At 37.8% G+C, this 19981-nt stretch carries 18 protein-coding genes and 1 pseudogene; 5 read left to right on the top strand and 14 right to left on the bottom strand.

Annotation, left to right across the window (positions count from 1 at the left end; translation table 11 throughout):
• Positions 1-239: 239 nt before the first annotated feature.
• The 3 genes from WAX78_RS18400 to WAX78_RS18390 all read right to left on the bottom strand — a co-directional run bounded on the left by WAX78_RS18400 (position 240) and on the right by WAX78_RS18390 (position 4837).
• A complete protein-coding gene (locus WAX78_RS18400; RefSeq protein ID WP_336483435.1) occupies positions 240-1730 on the bottom strand; it encodes a class I adenylate-forming enzyme family protein in 1491 nt (496 codons plus the stop codon).
• A 1041-nt stretch (positions 1731-2771) separates the two neighbouring features.
• Positions 2772-3749 carry an ornithine cyclodeaminase family protein gene (locus tag WAX78_RS18395; RefSeq protein WP_336483434.1) on the bottom strand — a complete coding sequence of 326 codons (978 nt, stop codon included), beginning with the start codon at positions 3747-3749 and terminating at the stop codon, positions 2772-2774.
• A gap of 83 nt (positions 3750-3832) precedes the next feature.
• The gene (locus WAX78_RS18390) at positions 3833-4837 is read right to left on the bottom strand and encodes a proline racemase family protein (protein ID WP_336483433.1); all 1005 of its coding nucleotides are present in this window, start codon (positions 4835-4837) and stop codon (positions 3833-3835) included.
• A gap of 390 nt (positions 4838-5227) precedes the next feature.
• Here WAX78_RS18390 and WAX78_RS18385 point away from each other — a divergent pair, with 390 nt between their 5' ends.
• Both WAX78_RS18385 and WAX78_RS18380 read left to right on the top strand, forming a co-directional pair.
• On the top strand, positions 5228-5461 hold the full coding sequence (locus WAX78_RS18385; RefSeq protein WP_413789206.1) for a hypothetical protein: 234 nt from the start codon (positions 5228-5230) through the stop codon (positions 5459-5461).
• Between the two features lie 65 nt (positions 5462-5526).
• Positions 5527-6204 (top strand): GNAT family N-acetyltransferase, encoded by a 678-nt coding sequence (locus tag WAX78_RS18380; RefSeq protein ID WP_336483431.1) that lies wholly within the window; start codon positions 5527-5529, stop codon positions 6202-6204.
• 321 nt (positions 6205-6525) lie between these two features.
• Here the strand turns inward: WAX78_RS18380 and WAX78_RS18375 are convergent, their stop codons facing one another.
• Positions 6526-6669 (bottom strand): hypothetical protein, encoded by a 144-nt coding sequence (locus WAX78_RS18375; protein ID WP_336483430.1) that lies wholly within the window; start codon positions 6667-6669, stop codon positions 6526-6528.
• A gap of 21 nt (positions 6670-6690) precedes the next feature.
• Positions 6691-10032: a carbohydrate-binding protein gene (locus tag WAX78_RS18370; protein WP_336483429.1), complete on the bottom strand. Its 3342-nt coding sequence runs from the start codon at positions 10030-10032 to the stop codon at positions 6691-6693.
• A 239-nt stretch (positions 10033-10271) separates the two neighbouring features.
• On the opposite strand from WAX78_RS18370, the gene WAX78_RS18365 reads away from it, so the two are divergent.
• Complete coding sequence (locus WAX78_RS18365; protein WP_336483428.1) at positions 10272-10556, top strand: hypothetical protein; 285 nt, start codon at positions 10272-10274, stop codon at positions 10554-10556.
• A gap of 53 nt (positions 10557-10609) precedes the next feature.
• Here the strand turns inward: WAX78_RS18365 and WAX78_RS18360 are convergent, their stop codons facing one another.
• The 5 genes and pseudogenes from WAX78_RS18360 to WAX78_RS18340 form a co-directional block, all read right to left on the bottom strand.
• Positions 10610-11578, bottom strand: coding sequence for a sugar phosphate isomerase/epimerase family protein (locus tag WAX78_RS18360; protein ID WP_336483427.1), 969 nt, complete (start codon positions 11576-11578; stop codon positions 10610-10612).
• A gap of 1 nt (position 11579) precedes the next feature.
• Positions 11580-12593, bottom strand: coding sequence for a Gfo/Idh/MocA family protein (locus WAX78_RS18355; protein WP_336483426.1), 1014 nt, complete (start codon positions 12591-12593; stop codon positions 11580-11582).
• A gap of 12 nt (positions 12594-12605) precedes the next feature.
• Complete coding sequence (locus WAX78_RS18350; protein WP_336483425.1) at positions 12606-13631, bottom strand: Gfo/Idh/MocA family protein; 1026 nt, start codon at positions 13629-13631, stop codon at positions 12606-12608.
• Between the two features lie 28 nt (positions 13632-13659).
• Positions 13660-14003 (bottom strand): annotated as a pseudogene (locus WAX78_RS18345) (ThuA domain-containing protein); the annotation flags it as partial.
• A 61-nt stretch (positions 14004-14064) separates the two neighbouring features.
• Complete coding sequence (locus WAX78_RS18340; RefSeq protein ID WP_336483424.1) at positions 14065-15516, bottom strand: RNA-guided endonuclease InsQ/TnpB family protein; 1452 nt, start codon at positions 15514-15516, stop codon at positions 14065-14067.
• Between the two features lie 406 nt (positions 15517-15922).
• On the opposite strand from WAX78_RS18340, the gene WAX78_RS18335 reads away from it, so the two are divergent.
• Both WAX78_RS18335 and WAX78_RS18330 read left to right on the top strand, forming a co-directional pair.
• Positions 15923-16840, top strand: a complete 918-nt coding sequence (locus WAX78_RS18335) for an AraC family transcriptional regulator (protein WP_336483423.1) — start codon at positions 15923-15925, stop codon at positions 16838-16840.
• Positions 16841-16915: 75 nt separating this feature from the next.
• Complete coding sequence (locus WAX78_RS18330; protein WP_336483422.1) at positions 16916-17428, top strand: protease inhibitor I9 family protein; 513 nt, start codon at positions 16916-16918, stop codon at positions 17426-17428.
• 543 nt (positions 17429-17971) lie between these two features.
• Here the strand turns inward: WAX78_RS18330 and WAX78_RS18325 are convergent.
• The 4 genes from WAX78_RS18325 to WAX78_RS18310 all read right to left on the bottom strand — a co-directional run bounded on the left by WAX78_RS18325 (position 17972) and on the right by WAX78_RS18310 (position 19939).
• Positions 17972-18127, bottom strand: a complete 156-nt coding sequence (locus WAX78_RS18325; protein ID WP_336483421.1) for an aspartyl-phosphate phosphatase Spo0E family protein — start codon at positions 18125-18127, stop codon at positions 17972-17974.
• Between the two features lie 353 nt (positions 18128-18480).
• Positions 18481-18606, bottom strand: a complete 126-nt coding sequence (locus WAX78_RS18320; protein WP_336483420.1) for a hypothetical protein — start codon at positions 18604-18606, stop codon at positions 18481-18483.
• Positions 18607-18623: 17 nt separating this feature from the next.
• Entirely contained in the window at positions 18624-19352 is a 729-nt protein-coding gene (locus WAX78_RS18315) for a hypothetical protein (RefSeq protein ID WP_336483419.1), read from the bottom strand.
• A gap of 29 nt (positions 19353-19381) precedes the next feature.
• Complete coding sequence (locus tag WAX78_RS18310) at positions 19382-19939, bottom strand: signal peptidase I (RefSeq protein ID WP_336483418.1); 558 nt, start codon at positions 19937-19939, stop codon at positions 19382-19384.
• Positions 19940-19981 lie beyond the last annotated feature (42 nt).

Raw genomic sequence — 19981 nt, 5'->3', positions numbered from 1 at the left:
ACCATCAAGCTAAGAAAAGCGAATCCCCCAAAACGAAGAAAATGAGTTGAATTCTCATAAATAACTATAAAATAATAAAATTTTCGTTTTGGGACACTTCAAAATATTAGCTTGATAGCGATGGGGTAGCACCAAGATTCCGACAAAACATACGCTCATACAATTCATTTCAATTATTATATGAAGCGACGCAAAACATACCTTTGCGTCGCTTTTTACATAGGAAACTAATCAACAGTTTATCTCAACTCTCTTTTTAATACCTTTCCTAAAGCGTTTTTTGGTAATTCCTCAACGAATATTACTTCTGGTATTTTATAGCTCGCTAATTTTAGCTTACAGTACTGAATAATATTTTCTTCTGTTAATGATGTGTGGATGTCTTTCACGATATAAGCTCTTGGAATCTCTCCCCAAAAATCATCTGGAATTCCAACTACTGCAACTTCTAACACACCACTTATTTCATGAATGACTTCTTCTACTTGATCTGGATATACATTATCGCCACCATGTACAATCACATCTTTGTATCTTCCCATTATATATAAGAAGCCGTCTTCATCCAGCATCCCTGCATCACCCATGTAAAACCAATTATTCTTTACTACTTTTCTTGTTGCCTGTTCGTTATTCCAATAACCTTTAAACATATATGGACTTTTTACAATAATCTCTCCAACTTCATTCGCAGGTAATTCTTCTCCTGTCTCTGGATGAATAATCTTTACCTCTACATGTTTAATCGGTTTTCCTACAGAAGATATTTTTTCTTTCCCCATATCTGGTCTCCATGAACTTACGACCCAGCCTTCTGTACTTCCATAGCCTTGTGCCATAAATATTCCTTTCTCCGCATACTTTTGTATAAGACTTTCAGGTACTTTTGTTCCACCACTTTGTGCTACTTTGAAAGAAGGAATATTCCGTTCTTTTTTATTGAATTCATCAAGCATATAACTGTACACAGCTGGAAACGCAAGCATAGTTGCAATCTTCTCTTTTTCAATCGTATCCCAAATAAGACTAGGATTTGAATCAGATAGAAAAATCATCGTAGTACCGTAATAAATACAATTTAATATAGAAAGTACACCACTCATATGAAAAAGTGGATGTACGGAAAGAAAACGTCCGCCTACTGGAACCTTCCTTTGGCCTGCAATTTCCGTAAAATAATAATGTAAATTTCTATGACCAATAACACATGCTTTCGCATTTCCAGTTGTTCCAGAAGTAAATAAGAAAATCGCATCGTCATCTTCATGAACTTCTACCATCGGTTCCGTTTTCGGCTGGTCTTGTAATCGTAATTCAAATGAATTTGATACTTCCATTCCCTTTCCAGTTTCTATTACATGTTGAATTTCTTTTACTGCTTCAATTTTAGATACAACTTCGTTAAATTCAGCATCATGAAATAATACCTTTAGCTTCGCTTCTTTTACAATCGTTTCTAATTCATAAACAGTAAGTTGATGATTAAAAGGTATGAGTACGGCACCGATTTTTAAGCTTGCCATCATAATCGTTGGAAACGGATGATTATTTTTACATAAAACACCGATACGATCTCCCTTTTGCACACCGCTGTTTAACAAATAATGCGCAAGCTGATTTACTCGTTCATTATATTCTTTAAATGAATATCTTTCCCCTCCACCAACAAGTGCTTCAATACTTGGTGATTGTGCTGCTCGTGTTTGTAATAATTGTTGCATTGTACGCAAGAAAAACACCCCTTTTTATTTTTAGGATTTTATTTTACTATATTAATTATTAATTTGCTAAATATTAAATTTAGTGAATGTAATTCAATCAAAAAAATATCCCTTTACCTAGTATGTGTCGGGTTATTCTCGCGTTATGAAATAACTGAAGTATTTTTTATTTCGAGTACTGATAGAGGTACTGACGATAAAATGCAGATTTTATATGCTAAGGATATGCAGAATTTCATGCAAGCTACAAGAACGGTTTGAACTGCCAAATGCTATTGTGACAGGAATGTATGAAATCCTGCATACAGCGGAGGGAGCGGGAAGCTGGAAAATTCTTGATATTAATGAATTTGTGGGATTGAGTAGCTGCTGATAATGTTACGTTATGTTAACCTGACATGTATACTATATACATTCAAAATTGAATTTAGGTAGGCTACTAGGCATACATCCAATCTAAGCCTTGACCCTGAGCATAAAATTAGTTATAAGTCTAATTTCAATAAGGAGTGAATCTCAAATCATGGTATATATACGACAAATGCCACTCTATGCCCAGAGTCCTTGGGGTCTTCAAAATTGTTTGTTTCGGTTCACGTATCTATGGCTTAGAAACGGAGACAATTTCTGGTTTTTTTTGACGACTGTTGGGCACGAAAGAGTTTATGGCTATAGGTTTTTCGGTGGAAGATGGAATCATTATTCGGTTGCTATAAACGATATTGTTTCCTTCCATTGTTCTCCTCCGACTCCAACTCTATATTGAAACACTACGCCTGACCTTCGTAATCTGAACTAACTCATTAGATTTCCATCCCGAACATAAAATGTAAAACTTCCTACATCGAATTTCACGTCAACTAGCACCTCTTACGGAGGGCTAGTTGTTTTTTTACAGTAGCAAAGATGAGATTTCACTTTTAGAAATATTGGATAATAATCTATTCTTTTTAACTCTTCTTTTAACTTACTTCTGCCAAGTTGGAGTTTCACCTATCCCTCTATTTTTCAAGCTTCATCGTTCAGACGATGAAATCTGCTATCTGCACTTCACAACTCCACCCTCGTCCCTACCTTATTCTTGATAGCTTCCTCATAAAAATACTTCGCCACTACAATATCCACAACGGCTAGTCCGACAGATTTAAATACGGTAATTTCTTGATCACTTTCCCTTCCATTTCGTTCACCGCTAATAATTTGCCCAAGTTCTGCGTGAATATCGCTTTCTTTGAAAAGTCCTTCTTGTATCGGAATTTGCAGGTCACCGGTTTCTTCTAGTGCTGCTTCTTTTGATTCTACTACTACTTTATTAGCTGAGGAAATGACATGAGACGGCAGCTCTTGCATCGTCGGTCTGAATGAACCGACAGCATTTACGTGAACGCCTGGCTTTAATGTTTCTGAAAAAACTGGTGTTAAGGAGTTCGTTGTCGTGACAACAATATCTGCCTCGCGTACTGCTTCATTCGCATCTGTGTATATGTAGACAGGTTTATTAAATTTCTCTTTTATATACTCAGCAAACTCAACAGCTTTTTGTTCTGTTCGGTTATAGAGCATAATATTTTCAATGTCCCGCACAGCGAGCATCGCCTCAGCAAGCCCTTTTGCTTGTTCTCCTGTACCGATGATGCATAAGTTTTTCGCATTTTGGCGAGCTAGGTATTTTGTCGCTACACCCGATAAGGCACCTGTTCGAACCATTGTTAAATACGATCCTTCTAAAAGGGCAAGCGGTTCTCCTGTTTGAAAATCTGATAGCATGACAACTCCGTTGATTGTTTTCTTCCCTATTTTAGGATTATTCGGGGCTACCGTTACTACTTTTAATCCAAGTGTGCCAAGTTCTTCCGCTACTGAAGGCATCATTAATGCGGTATTTTGCGAATTCGCAAATGGCAAAGAGTGGCGAATCGGAGTGATTGTTCTGTCTGCAGAAAACTCTTGTAAAGCAATCGCCGCATATTCAATTACTTCATTCATATCTACTAAACTTCTTTGTTCAGCTGCATTTATGACTAACATATTTATCTCGTCCTTTCCTGAGTCTTTCGCCAATATAACAGTTACTTCACCATTTCATCTTCAATCCCCTTGTTTTCTAAACATTACGCCAATAAAAATCCTTGTTTTAACGGATCTCTTGGGTCCATTACAAATTGGTGGAATCCTGTAATAAATGCCTGACCAGTAACTTTTGGAATGATGGCCTCGTATTCACCTACTTTTGTCGATGACAACACTTCTCCAATAAATTGTCCGTCAGTAATACATTCATGGACAAAGCTTCCGCCTTCTTGTAGAACCCCATTTTCAACAAGCGTTGCAAGTCTAGCGGAAGTCCCCGTGCCGCAAGGAGAGCGATCTACTTGCCCATCAGCAAAAATAGTTACATTTCGTAACGTGGCATCTTTTCCATTTGGTTCGTCTGAAAAGATAACGCCGTATATCCCTTTTAAATCTTCTTCGAGAGGATGTTTTACTTCCATTTGACTTTCAATGTAGTGTTTTATTTTCCCGCCCCATGTTTGAATAGCAGATAAATCTTTAAAATTCACTTTCAAACCAAATTCTTTACTGTCTACAACAGCATAGAAAGCTCCTCCAAAAGCGATATCTACTTGAAATTCATAGTCATCAATTTTTACAGGAACATCTTTCTTGTAAACGAAAGATGGAACATTTTCAAATGTCACGGACTCCAATTGGTTTCCACTGTATTTTGCATACGCGATAACCTCTCCTGCCGGGCTATCAATAATGAACTTTTGTTCTTCTCCTGTCACTTCGAACATGCCCGTTTCAATTCCTACCGTAACTACAGCAACAATTCCATGGCCGCACATTGTACTCCAGCCTTCATTATGCATAAACAATACCCCAAAATCGGCATGGGAACTTGCAGGTGGCGTAATAATACAACCGTACATACCATGATGTCCTCTCGGTTCATACATCAAAACTTCACGAAGATGATCCAAGTGCTCCATACAATAAGCTCGTCTTTCTAATTGTGTATTTCCTTTTATCGTAGGTAATCCGCCTGTAATAATACGAAGCGGTTCTCCCGCTACATGTGCATCAATTGTTGTGTACATTTTGCTAATATTCATTTCTTGTCCCTCCGATATTTGTATTCTCATATGAGATGCTTGTTATTTTAAAAGTTTCCTATATTTTTATTAGCAAATATTGTGCCGGAATTTAGGAACTGAATATTATCAATGACCAGTCAATTGGATTTGTACTTTTTCTAAAAAATCACACCCTTTTCATAACAATTTTTTATACACATGTATATTTTCTTTTACACTATTTCATCCTCTCGTTTTGAATTTATACAGAAAGAATAACGTTTTTTCATTTTTGGAATATGATTTTGTCTTACCTTGATGGGCATGTGGCGATACCTCAGTTAGAACAGATGGTGACACTAGAAAGTAAAAAATAGTATAATTTTAACAGTTTTAGGAATCATATATTGCTTTGTTATTAAAGAGGAGATGATAAGTTTGCAAAAGAAACGAATCGTATTTCTATGTTTATTTTTTTCTATTCTTTTAATATTTTATTTTTCCCAAAAAGGGTACAGTGGCAAATTTGTACAATGGGGTGACTCTGTAGAAACTGTTAATACAGATCAACTTGAAAGAAATAACATTCCATTTAAAGTTAAAGATAATAAAGTATATATTCCTGAAGATGCCTTTGACAAGGCGATAATGTGTTGTTCATAACATCATAAATGCTATTTAATTACATTTACATCCAGTTTTCAAGATATGAAAGGTGGAGATATAATTTGGCTCAAGAATACAAGCTAATGGAAATGCAGGCAGATGTATTATTTAAATATGATAGTTCGGGCAGAATGACAGAAATAAATGAGCCTGGTGATCTTGTTGCTCCTTTATTTTTCCTTGGTCGTACTAGAGAAGGAAACGTCATTCGTTTCAATAAAATGTTCCCAAATTCAAAGGTGGATAAAGTATTGCAAGTTATTAATAACAATGAGCATATCGTTGACCTTAGAAACTTAATTGTTATTTTAAATGAGATAAGACCGATAAGCAGCATATGGATGGGCCCTGCTTATGTTTTTCCAGAAAATTTTAATATGACTTCAGACGCAGTTAGAGTAACAAATGAAAATAAGGAATTACTAAAAGTGGATTTCCCAAATCTATTTGAGAATTTTGAATGGAGACAGCCTTGTTTCGCTATTATTCAAGACGGTATTGCGGTTTCTGTATGTTGTAGTGCGAGAAAGAGTGCAAAAGCAGCAGAGGCTAGTGTGGAAACTTTGGAAACCTATAAAGGAAACGGACATGGAACAAAAAGTGTTATTGCTTGGGCAAACGAAGTCAAAAAAGAAGGATTACATCCTCTTTTTAGTACAGCGTGGGATAATTTCTCTTCACAAGCAATAGCTACAAAATTGGGTCTTCATAAATATGGAGTAGACTTTCATATCAGTTAAGTTTTTTGTAATCAGCATCTAATTATCTTATTGAGCTCTTAACACGCGCCCTCAAGTTAAAGACTTGAAATTACCCTAAAACAAGGATTTTGTGCAGTTAAGTATTATGACCACCATATTGAATAAACCATGCCCCCAACAAAAAACACTAAACCTAAAGCTAAAACAACAAAAGCGAGTATTGCATTTTTATTATTTTCCATAAAATTGCCCCCTTGTAATTTTTTATTTTGTTTCATTTTTTATACTAAAGAACCTTTAGTTGTAATTATGGCTAAAGGTTGCGATCATCATACTTCTCAGTTTATAAAAATTTCATATTTATAACTCTTTTATGCGGATTTCCTCTATTGCTACACTGTGTCCAGATGCTAATAGCATTACTGGATCTTGCAGCGCTCGTTCTACCCCTAATAGACAAACAGACGACCATAGAATTGGTCGTCTGTTTTGCTTATAACTCAAGCTATGCTTTTCATAAATGCGCTATTGCTGTGACAACACATACTGAGCGTCTCGCAGCAAATAAGTTGCAGCTTCACTTGAAATGTGTTTCCCGCTTTGCGCCTTCACTTCATTCACAAAGCTGTTCAAATCTTTGTTTACCAATTTAGCCTGCAGGCTATTGGCAATTCCGGCATTGTCGATCCATTTCGTATCGGCAAAGTGTGTCACCAATGCCTTTAAGGAATCGATGCTAGCCACTGTCTGAAACTGAACGGTTTTACTCCCCTTATTGCCGGCTAGGTCACTGGAGGATATAACAAGGGTATGCTGACCAAGCGGCAAGGTATACAACGGAGTCGTCGTTCCGATTTTGTAAGAATGCGCATCGAGCGTCACCGTCGTCTTGCCATTGTCGACACCCGAAAAATTGTCGGTCAATGCAAACTGAGGCGTCAATTCCTCAGAATCTTTATAAATGCTTCCATCCCCTGGTACGGATACCGCGATTGCCGGTGCCGTCTTATCGATACCAATGGCAAGATGTTTCACCGTTTCCACATTGCCGACGTTATCTATGGCACGATACTCAACGCTGTGCATACCTTCAGCAGTCAGCGTCAATTCGGCCTTGTTTGTCCAATCGCCGCCGTCTACCCTTGTCTCGATGCGATTTACACCAGTTCCGGTTGAATCATCCTCTGCAGTGAACTTCACATTCACATCCTTTGCATTCCAAGCGCCCTCACCTGTAACACCATCCGTCGTTGCTGTTGTAACAGGCGGCTGAACATCGGCGCCGCGTCCATAGACTTCAAATTCATAAATATTTGCAGTTCCCGTTTCATTAGCATTTTGCGGCGTAGTAATATAAAGCCTTACATACCTTACGTTGGTTTTTGGTATATACCTGTCCGTTACATTTGAAACGTTTCCTGTAACAGAATCCAGGTCAGTCCAAGTAGTCCCATCCAGACTTCCTTGAAGCTTATAATTTTTAGTATTTAGAGATAAAGTATCGCCGCCTTCTCCTGCATGCTTTACTACCCATCTGGATATGTCATAATTTTGTCCAAGATCAACCATTAACCATTTGTCCCCAGTAGTATTTGAAGACCACTTACTGCCACTTGAAGCTGATCCATCTACTGCCTTAGACGCTTCGAACCCTACCAAACTTCCGTTGGATGTAACCGTCTTGTTCAGAGCCAGATTTACTGGAGCAGGATCGTAGCCTAAAGTGGTAACTTTTAATGGAATGCTAGACTCTGAAACATTTCCTGCTTCATCCTTAGCCTTTACAGTAAATTGATATGTCGTATTTGGAGTCAATCCTGTTACTTTATAGTTCGTACGCCCTGTTGTTGACCCAATCAGAGTATCTCCATTATAAATATCATAACCTGTAACCCCTACATTACCCTTAAAATTATCAGTAGCTACATCCCATGACAGATTTACCATCTTGTCTGTTATTACTTTCGTTGTGACATTAGCTGGTGCGGTAGGCGCTTGTTTATCTGCTGCAAGTGCATCGGCTGTATAATTATTGATGGTCCAATTCGTTATCGTACTCTTTGCGTTGAAGTCTCTTCCATTTATCACAACCCTGTCGGCATAAACATCTACAATCAAGCCTTGACCTGAATCCTTAACAGCTCCATCTCTTACCATTGAAAAGTACTGTTTGTTATAAAAAGTACTCGGTAACGTGAGAGGATAATGAATATGTCCCGTTATAAAAACGCTTTGAGGATATTTCCCAATAATGTCCTCTAATTTTTGATCCTGTACCTCATCACTTTGATAAGGATCCCAAGGATATTCCTGATATACAGTATTATCTAGTGGCTGATGAAGAAATAAAAAGATTGGTTTATCTTTGCTTGCACCCTCCGCCAACTTATCATTTAACCACTGCAGTTGGGTATCTGAAAGATATGCACTGTCTTTATCATCAGTCTCTGTTGCCAAATAGATGAAGTGGTATCCGTTTATCCACTTATCATAATAAGTATCTGGCATACCTGTATGTGTCAAAAATCTGCTTTTAGCAGTATCATATCCTCCCGGTAACCACCTTACATCATGGTTCCCTAAAACGTAGTTGCAATTAAGTTGAGGATATTTATTCATTGTGTTCATAAATAAATTATATTGTGCATCTGTTCCGTAATCGGTAAGATCTCCAACAACGCTAACATTTTGCACATTATTACTAACTGCGTCCTGCAATGCATTGTTAAGTGAGACATTAGCGAAATCACCTGGTACATTTGCATGTGTATCAGAAATGGACATAAAACTGAATTTATAGCTAGTATCCTTCTCAGGTGTTGTTGAGGCAAGAACCGTAACATTGATGCTTGTTGACAATGCTACATTATTGGGATTTGTAACCTCTACTGGCGGATCTACTGTTCCCGTTACCGTAAAACTCTGCTCGGTCTTTACAGCCGGATCGTAACCTGAAGCAGCTATATTCCATGTCACAGGTGCGTCTACATTTCCGCCATCGGTTACCAGTACTACTGTGCTAGGCAATCCAAGGGCCACCGCTGTAGGCGCTGTTCCGTTTATCACTCCTGTAACCGCTGCAGGTGCTGTGATGCTTGTTAGCTTCTTTGGCTTTATCTCTACTGTATAAGTTGCTGTCTTACCGCGTACTTTGACGGTCAGTGTCTGGCTGGCCGCTGCAGTTGAACTGTTGAAGCCGCTTACATCAGAAGCTCTGACTTCCTCCACCCTTTTCGAACCGTCAATGTAAGTACCTGTGACTACCATACCTGTAATATCAAGGCTCTCTCCGATACGGTAAACAGTCTTTGCTGGTGATTTTGTAATGTCAATGCTGTTCAACGTTTTTGAAAACTGAAACCAGTTGAGGTTGGCTACATATGTTTTTCCCGCCGCTACCTTAAGTACAAGGTATACATCATGAACTCCGGTAACATTGGCGATATCGGTAGATTGAGTCTGGTAGACATTCCAGTTGTCTGGTGCTGTAGCAGCAACAGTAAGCGTTCCTGCTAAAGGACCCGTCGGACTGTCAAGCCTGATTTCAATATTACCGCCTGCATTTGATCCCTTTACTGAAAGTCTTGCACTAAATTTCGTGGCACCATTAGCACCGCTACCAAAATCAATATTTTTATATGCTAAATACTGGTTGTCATTCGTACCTCCCACACTTTGTCCACCATCTGGACAAGCTTCGACTTTAAGGTAGGCACCCGACTTGGAACTAAAGTTTTCTGCTTCTGTCAGACTATATGCATCGCTTGCTGCATGCACCGGCGTATAGCCAACAATACTGCTGAGAAAGAATGCAACTATTAGAGTGAATGAAAATAGTGACTTGTTAAACTTCGTTAAGGTAACCATAAACATCTCCATTATTTCGTTATTCCTATCGATAGTACTTCCATCGTACCAACGGATTGTAAAATTCAAGTCCGCGAACTGTAAACGTACTGTAAAATATGGATTGGTTCCTTTTATCTGCATTCTTTGGGACTTTTTTCATCACCTCTGTTATGTCGGCTCGTTTTCGGTAAAGCGGATGAAATGTATTCAACTATGGAACGATATACATATCATGTAAAAAAGGAGATGGCTCTCTGTTGTATACATACACTTTATACGATGCAAGAGATTCTTTTGGCATCAGTAAGTCTTATCATATTAAATGCGAAATTCCTCCCCACCGATTTAGAGCAATTATGATGGAGTTTCGCCGTAATAAAGAAGTAGGAGAAAACATTGGAGAATTTATCGACTTCATGAAACGGGAATTTGGCGAAGAATTCGAACTGTTTGAGTATGACGATATTGTGCAGTACGATGCCGATCAAGAGAATAGCATGATACTGGCAAACCTGCTGGATCAGACAGATACACATGTATGAAAAAGAAGAAGCAGGATGAACCTGCTTTCTTCTTTAAACTCGGATTGATTGTACTACACCCACCACATTTGCGAAGGTGTTTCTTCTATTAATACACTTTTCAAATTCGTAACTGCACGTTTAAATCCTTCTTCAATCGACATGATTGGATCTTCATGTTCAATGCTTATTACGTAGTCATATCCGTACGTGCGAAGTGCACTCATCATATTTGACCACTCTTTCATATCATGGCCGCATCCAACTGATCGAAATGTCCAGGCGCGTGTTTGCACTTCTCCGTATGGCTGCATATCTGTTAGGCCATACATATTAATGTTATCTTGATCTAAGTACGTATCCTTTGCATGAAAATGATGAATCGCATTTTCTTTTGCTAAAATTTTAATGGCTCCGACAGGATCAATCCCTTGCCACCATAAATGACTTGGATCTAAGTTGGCGCCGATTGCTTTGCTTGTTTTTTCACGAAGTTTTAATAACGTATACGGTGTGTGCACTAAAAATCCGCCGTGCAATTCTAAACCAATTTTCACATTGTGCTTTTCTGCATATTCCCCGAGCTCTTTCCAATAAGGGATCAGCTTATGTTCCCACTGCCAAGTTAATACATCCGCATATTCATTTGGCCACGGGGTAACAGGCCAGTTTGGATATTTCGCTCCTTCATGATCCCCTGCTGTTCCAGAAAAACAGTTTACGACCGGCACGTTTAATAGAGATGCTAATTGAATCGTTTTACGAAGTGTATCATCAGACTCTTTTGCAAAGCCTTCTTCCGGTGAGATTGGATTACCGTGACAGCTAAATGCGCTAATAATCAGCCCTCGGTCTGTTACTTTTTTTAGATATGCTTCTCTTTTCTCCTTATCTTCAAGCAGTTCATCTAGCGGGCAATGATGATTTCCAGGATAGCAGCCTGTTCCAATTTCAACAGCATGAAGACCTGCTGCTTTTACTTTATCTAACATCTCTTCAAATGAATGATCTGCAAATAAAACGGTAAATACGCCTAGTTTCATTTTATTTTCCCCCTGTTTGACTCGTTTCATATATTTCATCGATAATAGCCGATACTTGCAGCGCTTCCTCAGGTTTCACTACTAACTCAGCCTTTCCTTTGCAGGCATCAATAAAATTTTTAGCCTGCATGAAACTATAATCTTCTTCCCCCTCTATCCAAGCTGCCGTACTATTCAGCAGCATGCCGTTTTTCGTTGTGTAAAGTTCAAGTGGAAAAACATTAATCCCTCCATCTACCCCGGAAATGCTAACATGTTCTTCATCATCTTCAATATTGGCAGACCAAGACGTTTCCAGCAGCAATGAAGCACCGTTTTCGAATTTCATATAAGCGGTTACATGATCATCTACATGAAATGTCTCATGATCAAATGTTCCCCATTGATTTAACTGATTGGGTGTTTTACTTAATTCGTTGTACGCACTTCCAAGAACTGCTGTATGTTTTGGGTTTCCCATGAGCCAAAGAGATAAATCAAGTAAATGGCAGCCGTAATCTATTAAACTTCCTCCGCCTTGCAGTTCTTTATTCGTAAATACGCCCCACCCAGGAACTTTGCGGCGCCGCATCGCTTTTACACGCGCTACGAGAGGACGACCTACTTCTGTCATCATTCTTTTTGCTGCTTGTGCTTCTTTCATAAAGCGATAATGATAGGCAATTGCTAGTTTTCTATCTGCTTTTTTGGAAGCTTCCAGCATTTCTTCACACTGTTGTTTACATAGTGCCATTGGTTTCTCGCATAATACATGAACGCCTGCTTGCAAAGCTGTAATTGCAATTTCCGCATGGAATGCATTCGGCGTACAAATACATACGGCATCTACTTCTGTAAGCATATCTTTATAATCAGCAAATACTTGCGGAATATTATGCTCATTCGCTACCTCTTTCGCTCTTTCATGATTCATATCACTCACGCCCGAAATGACCCATTCATCACCTAGCTGTTTAAATGCTGGAATATGCCGACCGGTGGCAATTCCTCCTGCTCCAATTATGCCAATTCTCACGGTACTCACCTCTTATATGCGCGTAATTTGTTTTGTTTGGCTTGATTGTAAAGCTGCTAAAATGACAGAAAGAGATTTTAACCCTTCTTCACCTGGAACAGCTGGTTTTTCATCATTCAAAATTACTTGTATAAACTCTTCAATCACGTGAGAATTACTTTGTCCGCCTTCCTCATTCGACTGAATTTTCCCTAGTTCATAATTAACTACTTCCCCTGTCGCATATTGAACGATTAATGAATAGATTGGATGTTCTTCTAGACGAAGAATTGCTTTCTCACCATAAATGATTGTTGAGTTATCTTCTTTCCCTTTATAAGCCCAGCTTGCTGCAAGCGTTCCAATGACACCACTTTCCGTTTTTAATACACATACCGCGTTATCATCAACATCAGCGAAATCTTTTGCATTGCTTTCAACAAATGCGCCAACTTCTACAAATTCTTCTCCGAGTAAGTAACGAAGTAAATCTGTTTTGTGAACGCCTAAATCTCCCATTGCACCAATACATGCTTCTTCTTTTTTAAAGAACCAGCTTTCTTTGCCGTCCGCGCTCCACCCTTCTGGTCCACTATGGCCAAAAGCTGTGCGGAAGCTATGGATTTTACCGATCTCGCCCTTTTTAATTAGCTCACGAGCCTTTTGATGAGATGCGACAAAGCGCTGATTGTGTCCAATCATTAGTTTTTTGCCGTTTGATTTTGCTGCTTCAATCATTGCTTTTGCTTCTTCTATTGATGTAGCCATCGGTTTTTCACATAATACATGAACGCCGCTGTTTAAAGCTGCAATCGAAATAGGCGCATGCAGATAGTTTGGTGTACATACACTAACCGCGTCCACAATGCCGCTAGCTAACAGCTCTTCGTACTTTGTATACGCTGTCGCGCCATATTGCTTTGCCACACTATTTGCACGTTCTTCATTTACATCACAAACTGCGATTAGTTCTACATTTTCATTAAATTGATATTCTGGTAAATGACGATACTTTGCAATGCTTCCACAACCAATAACCGCTATTTTTATTTTTCCCATGATCTTTATCCCCTTTGTTTCATCATCATTAGTTTTTAACAGCAATTTGTTCAAGCGGCTTGGCATTACCGTAGACAGGACGTTTTCTTTCTACTGGCTTTGCCCATTGAATTGCATTTATGATTACGCGTTGAATCTCTTTATTATGGTACGTTGGGTATGTTTCATGTCCCGGTCTAAAATAGAATATTTTGCCATTCTCTCTTTTATATGTGCAGCCACTTCTAAAAATTTCCCCGCCTTCAAACCAGCTTGTAAATATCAATTCATCTGACGCTGGAATATCAAAATGTTCACCATACATTTCTTCACGTTCAAGTTCAATGAATTCTGAAATTCCTTCTGAATTGGATGGCTTGGCTCTACAACCCATGAAAACTCCCGCCACTTATCTCCTTCGGATCTTGAAGTGGGGGTTTCTCGCGTATCATCTTTAAGAGATGCTTAACACGAGTGGAGTTGACACAGCTACCTGATGGCACAACCCCTCTATTCCATCGGCAAACGCCTTTGGAACTGCTTTTTTTAAGATGTTATAAGAACCATTCACATCTGCGTTCAGTAGATTATTCTCTTTCGTACGATACAAGCCACGTTTAATACGTTTCCCACTGAATACAGGAATGTCTCCCTCACCATAAGTGGGAATTACATCATTGTCTAAAAAGGATGCCTTGCTTGTATACGATTCTTCCACGATTTGTACAGTAATACCCTTTCGTTTTGCCTTATAGGTGATCATTTCAATGAGTAGATTATGCGGGATATGGCAAAAGGATTGATTCTGTCGTTTTCCCATATCGCTGTTTTGTTTCCATGATGTATTTTTCCCAATCACAATCATAGAGAGTTCCTGTTGAACCGCCATCTGAACAATGTGGCAACTCATTTTGTGGAAGATATCTTTTATTTTGAGGAACCGTTTTTCATGAAGCCTCTCTAAACGCTTTGATGTGTGTGGTCCTTCTTTTGGTTCTTTTCCATGACGAAGAATACCCAGTAAATAAGCCTTTTGCTTGTTGTAGTATTGATTGGTGCTTTTGATGACATTGCCTTTTACTAACACAGGAGTAGCCCCTGTATTGGTTATGATAGTTGCAATGTTATTGATCCCTAAATCAATACTCATATAGCGATTATTGTCTACATACTCAGGTACTGGTTCGGACTGTTCTGTCACAATTTCCAACTTAAACTTTCCGTAAGCAGGAGAAACGCGTACCTCTTTTAGATTTTTGATATGTCTGAACAATTTACCGATATTTAACTTTATACTTGTTTTTGGAAACCGAATATACTTATCTTGGAGTTTACATACTTGATTCGTGAATACAACTTCTCTCATAGATGATTTGATATAGTTTGGAATGCGAGGTCTGCCAGTAAAAGTGAAAGGGTGTTTTTTGTATTTTTTCATGGAATCAAAAAATGAATCCCAGTTTTGGTAAAGCTTTCTCATAATTGCTTGATTCACTTGTGATGGTAGGTTTATATAGTCTTGTTGCTTCATGGTTTTAAACAAACAATCTAGAAAGTTATAGGATAAGAATGATTTCTCTTTTGTTGGTAACATAAACAGATTACACTTGATTTCTTTCCGTTCTTCTACCGGCTTTTCTTTCTGTTTTTGCACACGTTTTTGATACGCGCGAAATTGATTTTCATTCATGATTTCAATATATGCTTGTAATGTATGAAGAACTCCTTGTTGGAGCGGCTGTAATGGTTGATCCGTACGTAAGGCCGTATATGCTTGGCGAATATAGAAATTCGTTGTATTGTAGAGATTTTTTGCATTTTGACACATTTCCATGAAGTAGGCGTGCAATTTGTGACCTTTCTTAATCCAAATTTGATAGGTCCCATATTCTTTTTCTTTCGTCATCATTTTCACCTCCCACTCTTCTTACCTTCATGATAATACAAAACGACAAAAAAGAACATACATTCGTATCGAATCAGGGGATTTTTTACAAATCCAAAGGCAATTCGTCCCCGCCTCAAGATGCAAAGAGAAGCAAGGAAGATAGGCTGGGGATAACTGCCCGTAAAAGCCCGATTGGTGAGAGCTTTCCATCAGTGGGGGATGAAGCTCCCCACTGATAGAAGTTTCACTGTATTTGTGATTAGTATAGAAAAGATAAGGAATGAAGGATATGCTTAATTTAGCTGTCTTTTTATTCAAAAGTGGCATCATTTTTTTAGTTATTAAAAATCGAAAGAGAAAATAAGAAGAATTATGATATGTTTTATTTACAAAAGTGGCATGTTCTAAAGGGGAGAAATTGCGTATGACTTTAATAAAAAACGATTTAGAAGCTATTAATGAAAAAGTCATTTATCAAAATCCGTTGCTGTTTCTAAAAATATGGGAAATTCATATGAAAAAACATCATTTCAGTACGATAGAGAAACACCCTTGGCATTATCATAAAGAAGTAGAATTTATTGCCGTCATTGAAGGGAATTTGGGGATACAAAGTAAAAACGAGTATGTTCTAATGGGCCCTGGCGATGTCATCGTTTTAGGTGCATCCCAACCACATCGTTCTCATAAACCTCTAATGGATGATTTACGATATGTGGTGTTTCAAATTGATTTAGGGAAACACTTCGATGAAAGTATCATGCCGTACATATACTGTTTCTCTGAACAAACCAAACCTTTGAATGAAATAAACTATATTTTTGAAGAAAAACAAACTGTAAGAGATGAAATATATACTTTAATCATGGAAATCTTTCAAGAATCACAAACACAAATGAGAGGATATGAAATTGCCATTAGTTCGGCTATTAAGCGAATGATGCTATTACTCTTAAGAAATGATACACGCAACATACTAAACTATACAGAAGGAATTGGTCTGAACCGATTGCGGCCAGTTCTTGAATACGTAGACAAACATTTGGAAGATAAGATTACTGTAGAAGAAGCTTGCTCATTACTAGGACTTAGCTACCATTATTTCATAAAATATTTCAAAAAAATTATTGGTACTTCATTTATTGATTACGTTAATTATAAGCGAATAAAAAAAGCTGAATGTTTATTAATGACAACTGATCTTAGCATTACGAATGTTGGTTATGAAGTTGGTATCTCTAACATGGCTCAGTTCTATAAGCTTTTTAAAAGATATAATCAATGCTCTCCAAAGGAGTTTAAACAACGCATGCAAAATGAATTGGAAGCTAAAAAAGAATGACCTAAGTTAAATGCAACTTGGTATAATATATTAATAAGGGGAATTCTGGAATTATCCTATATGAGGAAGGCTGATATGACTATGAGAAAATACTATCATTTTCTATCGTTCATTTGCCTTTTGTCCCTGGCAGGCTGTGGGGAAACGGATTCACATGATTATAAAAACACGGAGAAACGGCAAGAAAAAAAGGGGGAAGAAGTAATGACTTCAGCTTCATACATCGATCCAAAAATTGATATGAATAGTAAAAAGACGGTTTCAATTATCATTGAATTTAAAACAAAACCGGCAAAAGTCGCTGTCGCCTTAGCAAAGGCGAACGGTGTTTCTTTAACATTGGAAGAGGCCGAACAGAACGTGGAAGATAGTCATGCACGATTTCAAAAGGATGTAAAAAGATTTTTAGATCAGAAGCAAATTCCCTATTCCATTACTCATACCTATAAATCTGCGCTTAACGGCGTTGCCATGGAGTTGCCGGCGAATGAGATTAAAGCATTGTTACAATCCACAGAAATCAATGCCATTTATACAAATCAGGAATTCCATCTAGATCCACCACCTCAACCAACTTATCTTAATTAGAGTTTTTATCCCGCTACTTTAGGGCAGTAAGACTTCCACCTCAAGGTTCTGAGAAAACAAAGAAGATAGGTGGGAGATAACTGCCCGTAAGAGCCCGATTCGTGAGAGCTTTCCATCAGTGGGGGATGAAGAAACCCCCTACTGATGGAAGTTTCACTTTATTCAATGGGGCGCGTAGTTCACCCTTCGTCGACCATTAAACCTCCCCCACCTATCGCTGATATTATCCAGTTCTGTTCCCGTAAAAAGAAACACCTCTGTATATTCGTACCCAATAAAATACGATATAAGAGGTGCTTTTTCATGCCCTATATGGTTCACTTCATTTATTTTGTATGCGTACTTTTAAAATATCTGTAAAAGGTAATGAAAAACTACTTGGAAAACCTTACATTTTATATAAAAATGAATCTTAAGTTAATGAATGTGAGGTTGGATCCCCATACTGCTTCAATTATAAGTAATATCCCAAAACGCAAAGTTTTTGCACCAAAATTCGTTAACCTGTATATAGAATGGCTTTATACTACATCCCAACATGCCTTACTTTGAATAACTAATTTGATTTAATAACTTGTCTAACTCTTGACTACATTGAATAGTTTTGAAATGAAGAAACCCATACCGCTTACAAATATCAAATAATTCATTTCTCTTTCCCTCTATCTCTTGTGTTACTTGTTGTAATAAAGTAGCCATCTCTATAACCCTCCATCCGAATAACTCTCCAGTAAGAATTCTATCTTGATGCCACTGCCGAAATGAGCTGCCCCATTGTTATCTTTTGCACCTATTACAGTATAATCAGCAATAAGGTGAACGTCCTTGATTTTGTCAACGCTCATGACAACTGGCGGGAGCAACGCTCAAATCCAAAGTAACATCTGCAACCCCTCTTCTCTGCTTGTTCCTACAAAATAGAGATATAAAGAGTAAAAAAACCGGCAACGTCATAATGAAGCGTCACCGATTCTTAGTTATCATATAGATCATCTAGGATTTATCTATAGTTTGCGCATGAGATGTTATAACGTACCAGTTGCTGTACCTGTTTATTTATTTGGTTCAAGACCAATCAAACGAAGGAAGCACTCTAAGCATTTTTTGCCGATTGTTTCTTTTGGCTTCACCGTTTCAGGAACGCCCACTTCTCTTTGTAAGAAGTTTTTCTCAATCATCTGTTTTGATCATTACATTACTCGTATAAAGCACCATCGTCTTTTTGTTTAGCTTTAACGGATAGCTTAGCAGAGTATGTTACACCTTGATATTCATTCTTTGCTGACTCATCAAGCTTTACACCAAATGAAATATCAATGTATTCATCTTTTTCTAAATTCCAGAATTTATTGTCTGTCCCTGATTCTGCACCATCACCCAAAAGAATTTCTTTTTGACCAACAGCTGCAGCGGACTTTGCTGCTATAGAAGCAACGGATTTTTCTCCTGCAGGAGCATTCAGGAAGCCAGTTACCATTTCTACGCCTTCTGGAAGAGAAGGACTTACTTCATTCGTAGTTCCTTCGAATAATTCTTCTAGTTTCAATTGTGATTCTTTTAATACGTCTTCCGTTGGTTTCACTTTGTATTTAAGTGCAACATAACCCACTTTGTACGCATCTAATGAAAGAGGTTTATCTAATGATTGCTGCAATTTTGCTTGTAAGAATGTATCGACCGTCCCTGTGTTATCAATAGTTAGCCAATCTCCAAATACTAGTTGTGATGGTGCAAAATTTCCAGCTGCAACAAGATTCCCTTTCATATCTTTACCATTATTAAGCTGCACAACTGCATTTGTGATTTTACCTTTAGCAGTTGTTTCAGAAGTAAACCAAGAATACGTTCCATAGCTTGCTGCAACTGCAATTGCACCAGCAAGTGTTGTCCCTAATAATGCTTTCTTTGCTTTAGCGATTTTCATAAAATAATTCCTCCAACTTAAAATAGTTTTTATTTGAATACAATTTCTTCATTTGAATGCTGTTTTTCTTTTCGGGAAAGACGTTCAAAAACCGTTAGACAGATGTAGCCTGTGAAAGGAATGGTGATTAACAGCAAAAACCCGATCGGACTGCTTGCAAAATCTGATACATATCCGAATTTAGGTATTGCAGCTACTTGTTTTCCAACGAAATGATGCTTCGTGACAATCATAGAATCCTCAACATTGTTGTTGTCACCTTTTGTTACCAAACCAACTTGTCCATCTTGTTTTTTAACATCTATTACTCTATGTGTAATGAATTTTGTATCTGATTCTTTAAAGGTTATAACATCATTCACCTTTATATCTTCGAATTCTACTTTTTTAATAAACACAAGATCTCCCGATTGAAAATGCGGCTTCATACTATTAGAGAGAACCGTTAATGGTGTGTATCCAAAAAAACGAGGTAAGCTGCCGGGATTTTTACTAGATTGATACACCGTAACCCCGATATAGACAGTTAATAGAAAAAAAATAAGTAAAATAATATTTAAAAGCCATTTTATTGTTTTTCTTTTCATAATTTTGCTCCTAACATCATTATTTTTGCGTTGTTTTCTCAC

It is taken from the genome of Bacillus yunxiaonensis (genome assembly GCF_037104695.1).
Classification (GTDB): Bacteria; Bacillota; Bacilli; order Bacillales; family Bacillaceae_G; genus Bacillus_A; species Bacillus_A yunxiaonensis.
Note: the sequence above shows the minus strand (reverse complement) of the source record. Positions and strands in the feature narration are given on the sequence as shown.

Coding starts and splice junctions, on each gene's coding strand:
- WAX78_RS18385 (WP_413789206.1), top strand. CDS start 5,228: ATGATAAGTTTGCAAAAGAAACGAATCGTATTTCTATGTTTATTTTTT.
- WAX78_RS18320 (WP_336483420.1), bottom strand. CDS start 18,606: ATGATTGAGAAAAACTTCTTACAAAGAGAAGTGGGCGTTCCTGAAACG.
- WAX78_RS18330 (WP_336483422.1), top strand. CDS start 16,916: ATGACTATGAGAAAATACTATCATTTTCTATCGTTCATTTGCCTTTTG.
- WAX78_RS18370 (WP_336483429.1), bottom strand. CDS start 10,032: ATGGTTACCTTAACGAAGTTTAACAAGTCACTATTTTCATTCACTCTA.
- WAX78_RS18390 (WP_336483433.1), bottom strand. CDS start 4,837: ATGAATATTAGCAAAATGTACACAACAATTGATGCACATGTAGCGGGA.
- WAX78_RS18340 (WP_336483424.1), bottom strand. CDS start 15,516: ATGACGAAAGAAAAAGAATATGGGACCTATCAAATTTGGATTAAGAAA.
- WAX78_RS18310 (WP_336483418.1), bottom strand. CDS start 19,939: ATGAAAAGAAAAACAATAAAATGGCTTTTAAATATTATTTTACTTATT.
- WAX78_RS18395 (WP_336483434.1), bottom strand. CDS start 3,749: ATGTTAGTCATAAATGCAGCTGAACAAAGAAGTTTAGTAGATATGAAT.
- WAX78_RS18315 (WP_336483419.1), bottom strand. CDS start 19,352: ATGAAAATCGCTAAAGCAAAGAAAGCATTATTAGGGACAACACTTGCT.
- WAX78_RS18360 (WP_336483427.1), bottom strand. CDS start 11,578: ATGAAACTAGGCGTATTTACCGTTTTATTTGCAGATCATTCATTTGAA.
- WAX78_RS18335 (WP_336483423.1), top strand. CDS start 15,923: ATGACTTTAATAAAAAACGATTTAGAAGCTATTAATGAAAAAGTCATT.
- WAX78_RS18325 (WP_336483421.1), bottom strand. CDS start 18,127: ATGGCTACTTTATTACAACAAGTAACACAAGAGATAGAGGGAAAGAGA.
- WAX78_RS18350 (WP_336483425.1), bottom strand. CDS start 13,631: ATGGGAAAAATAAAAATAGCGGTTATTGGTTGTGGAAGCATTGCAAAG.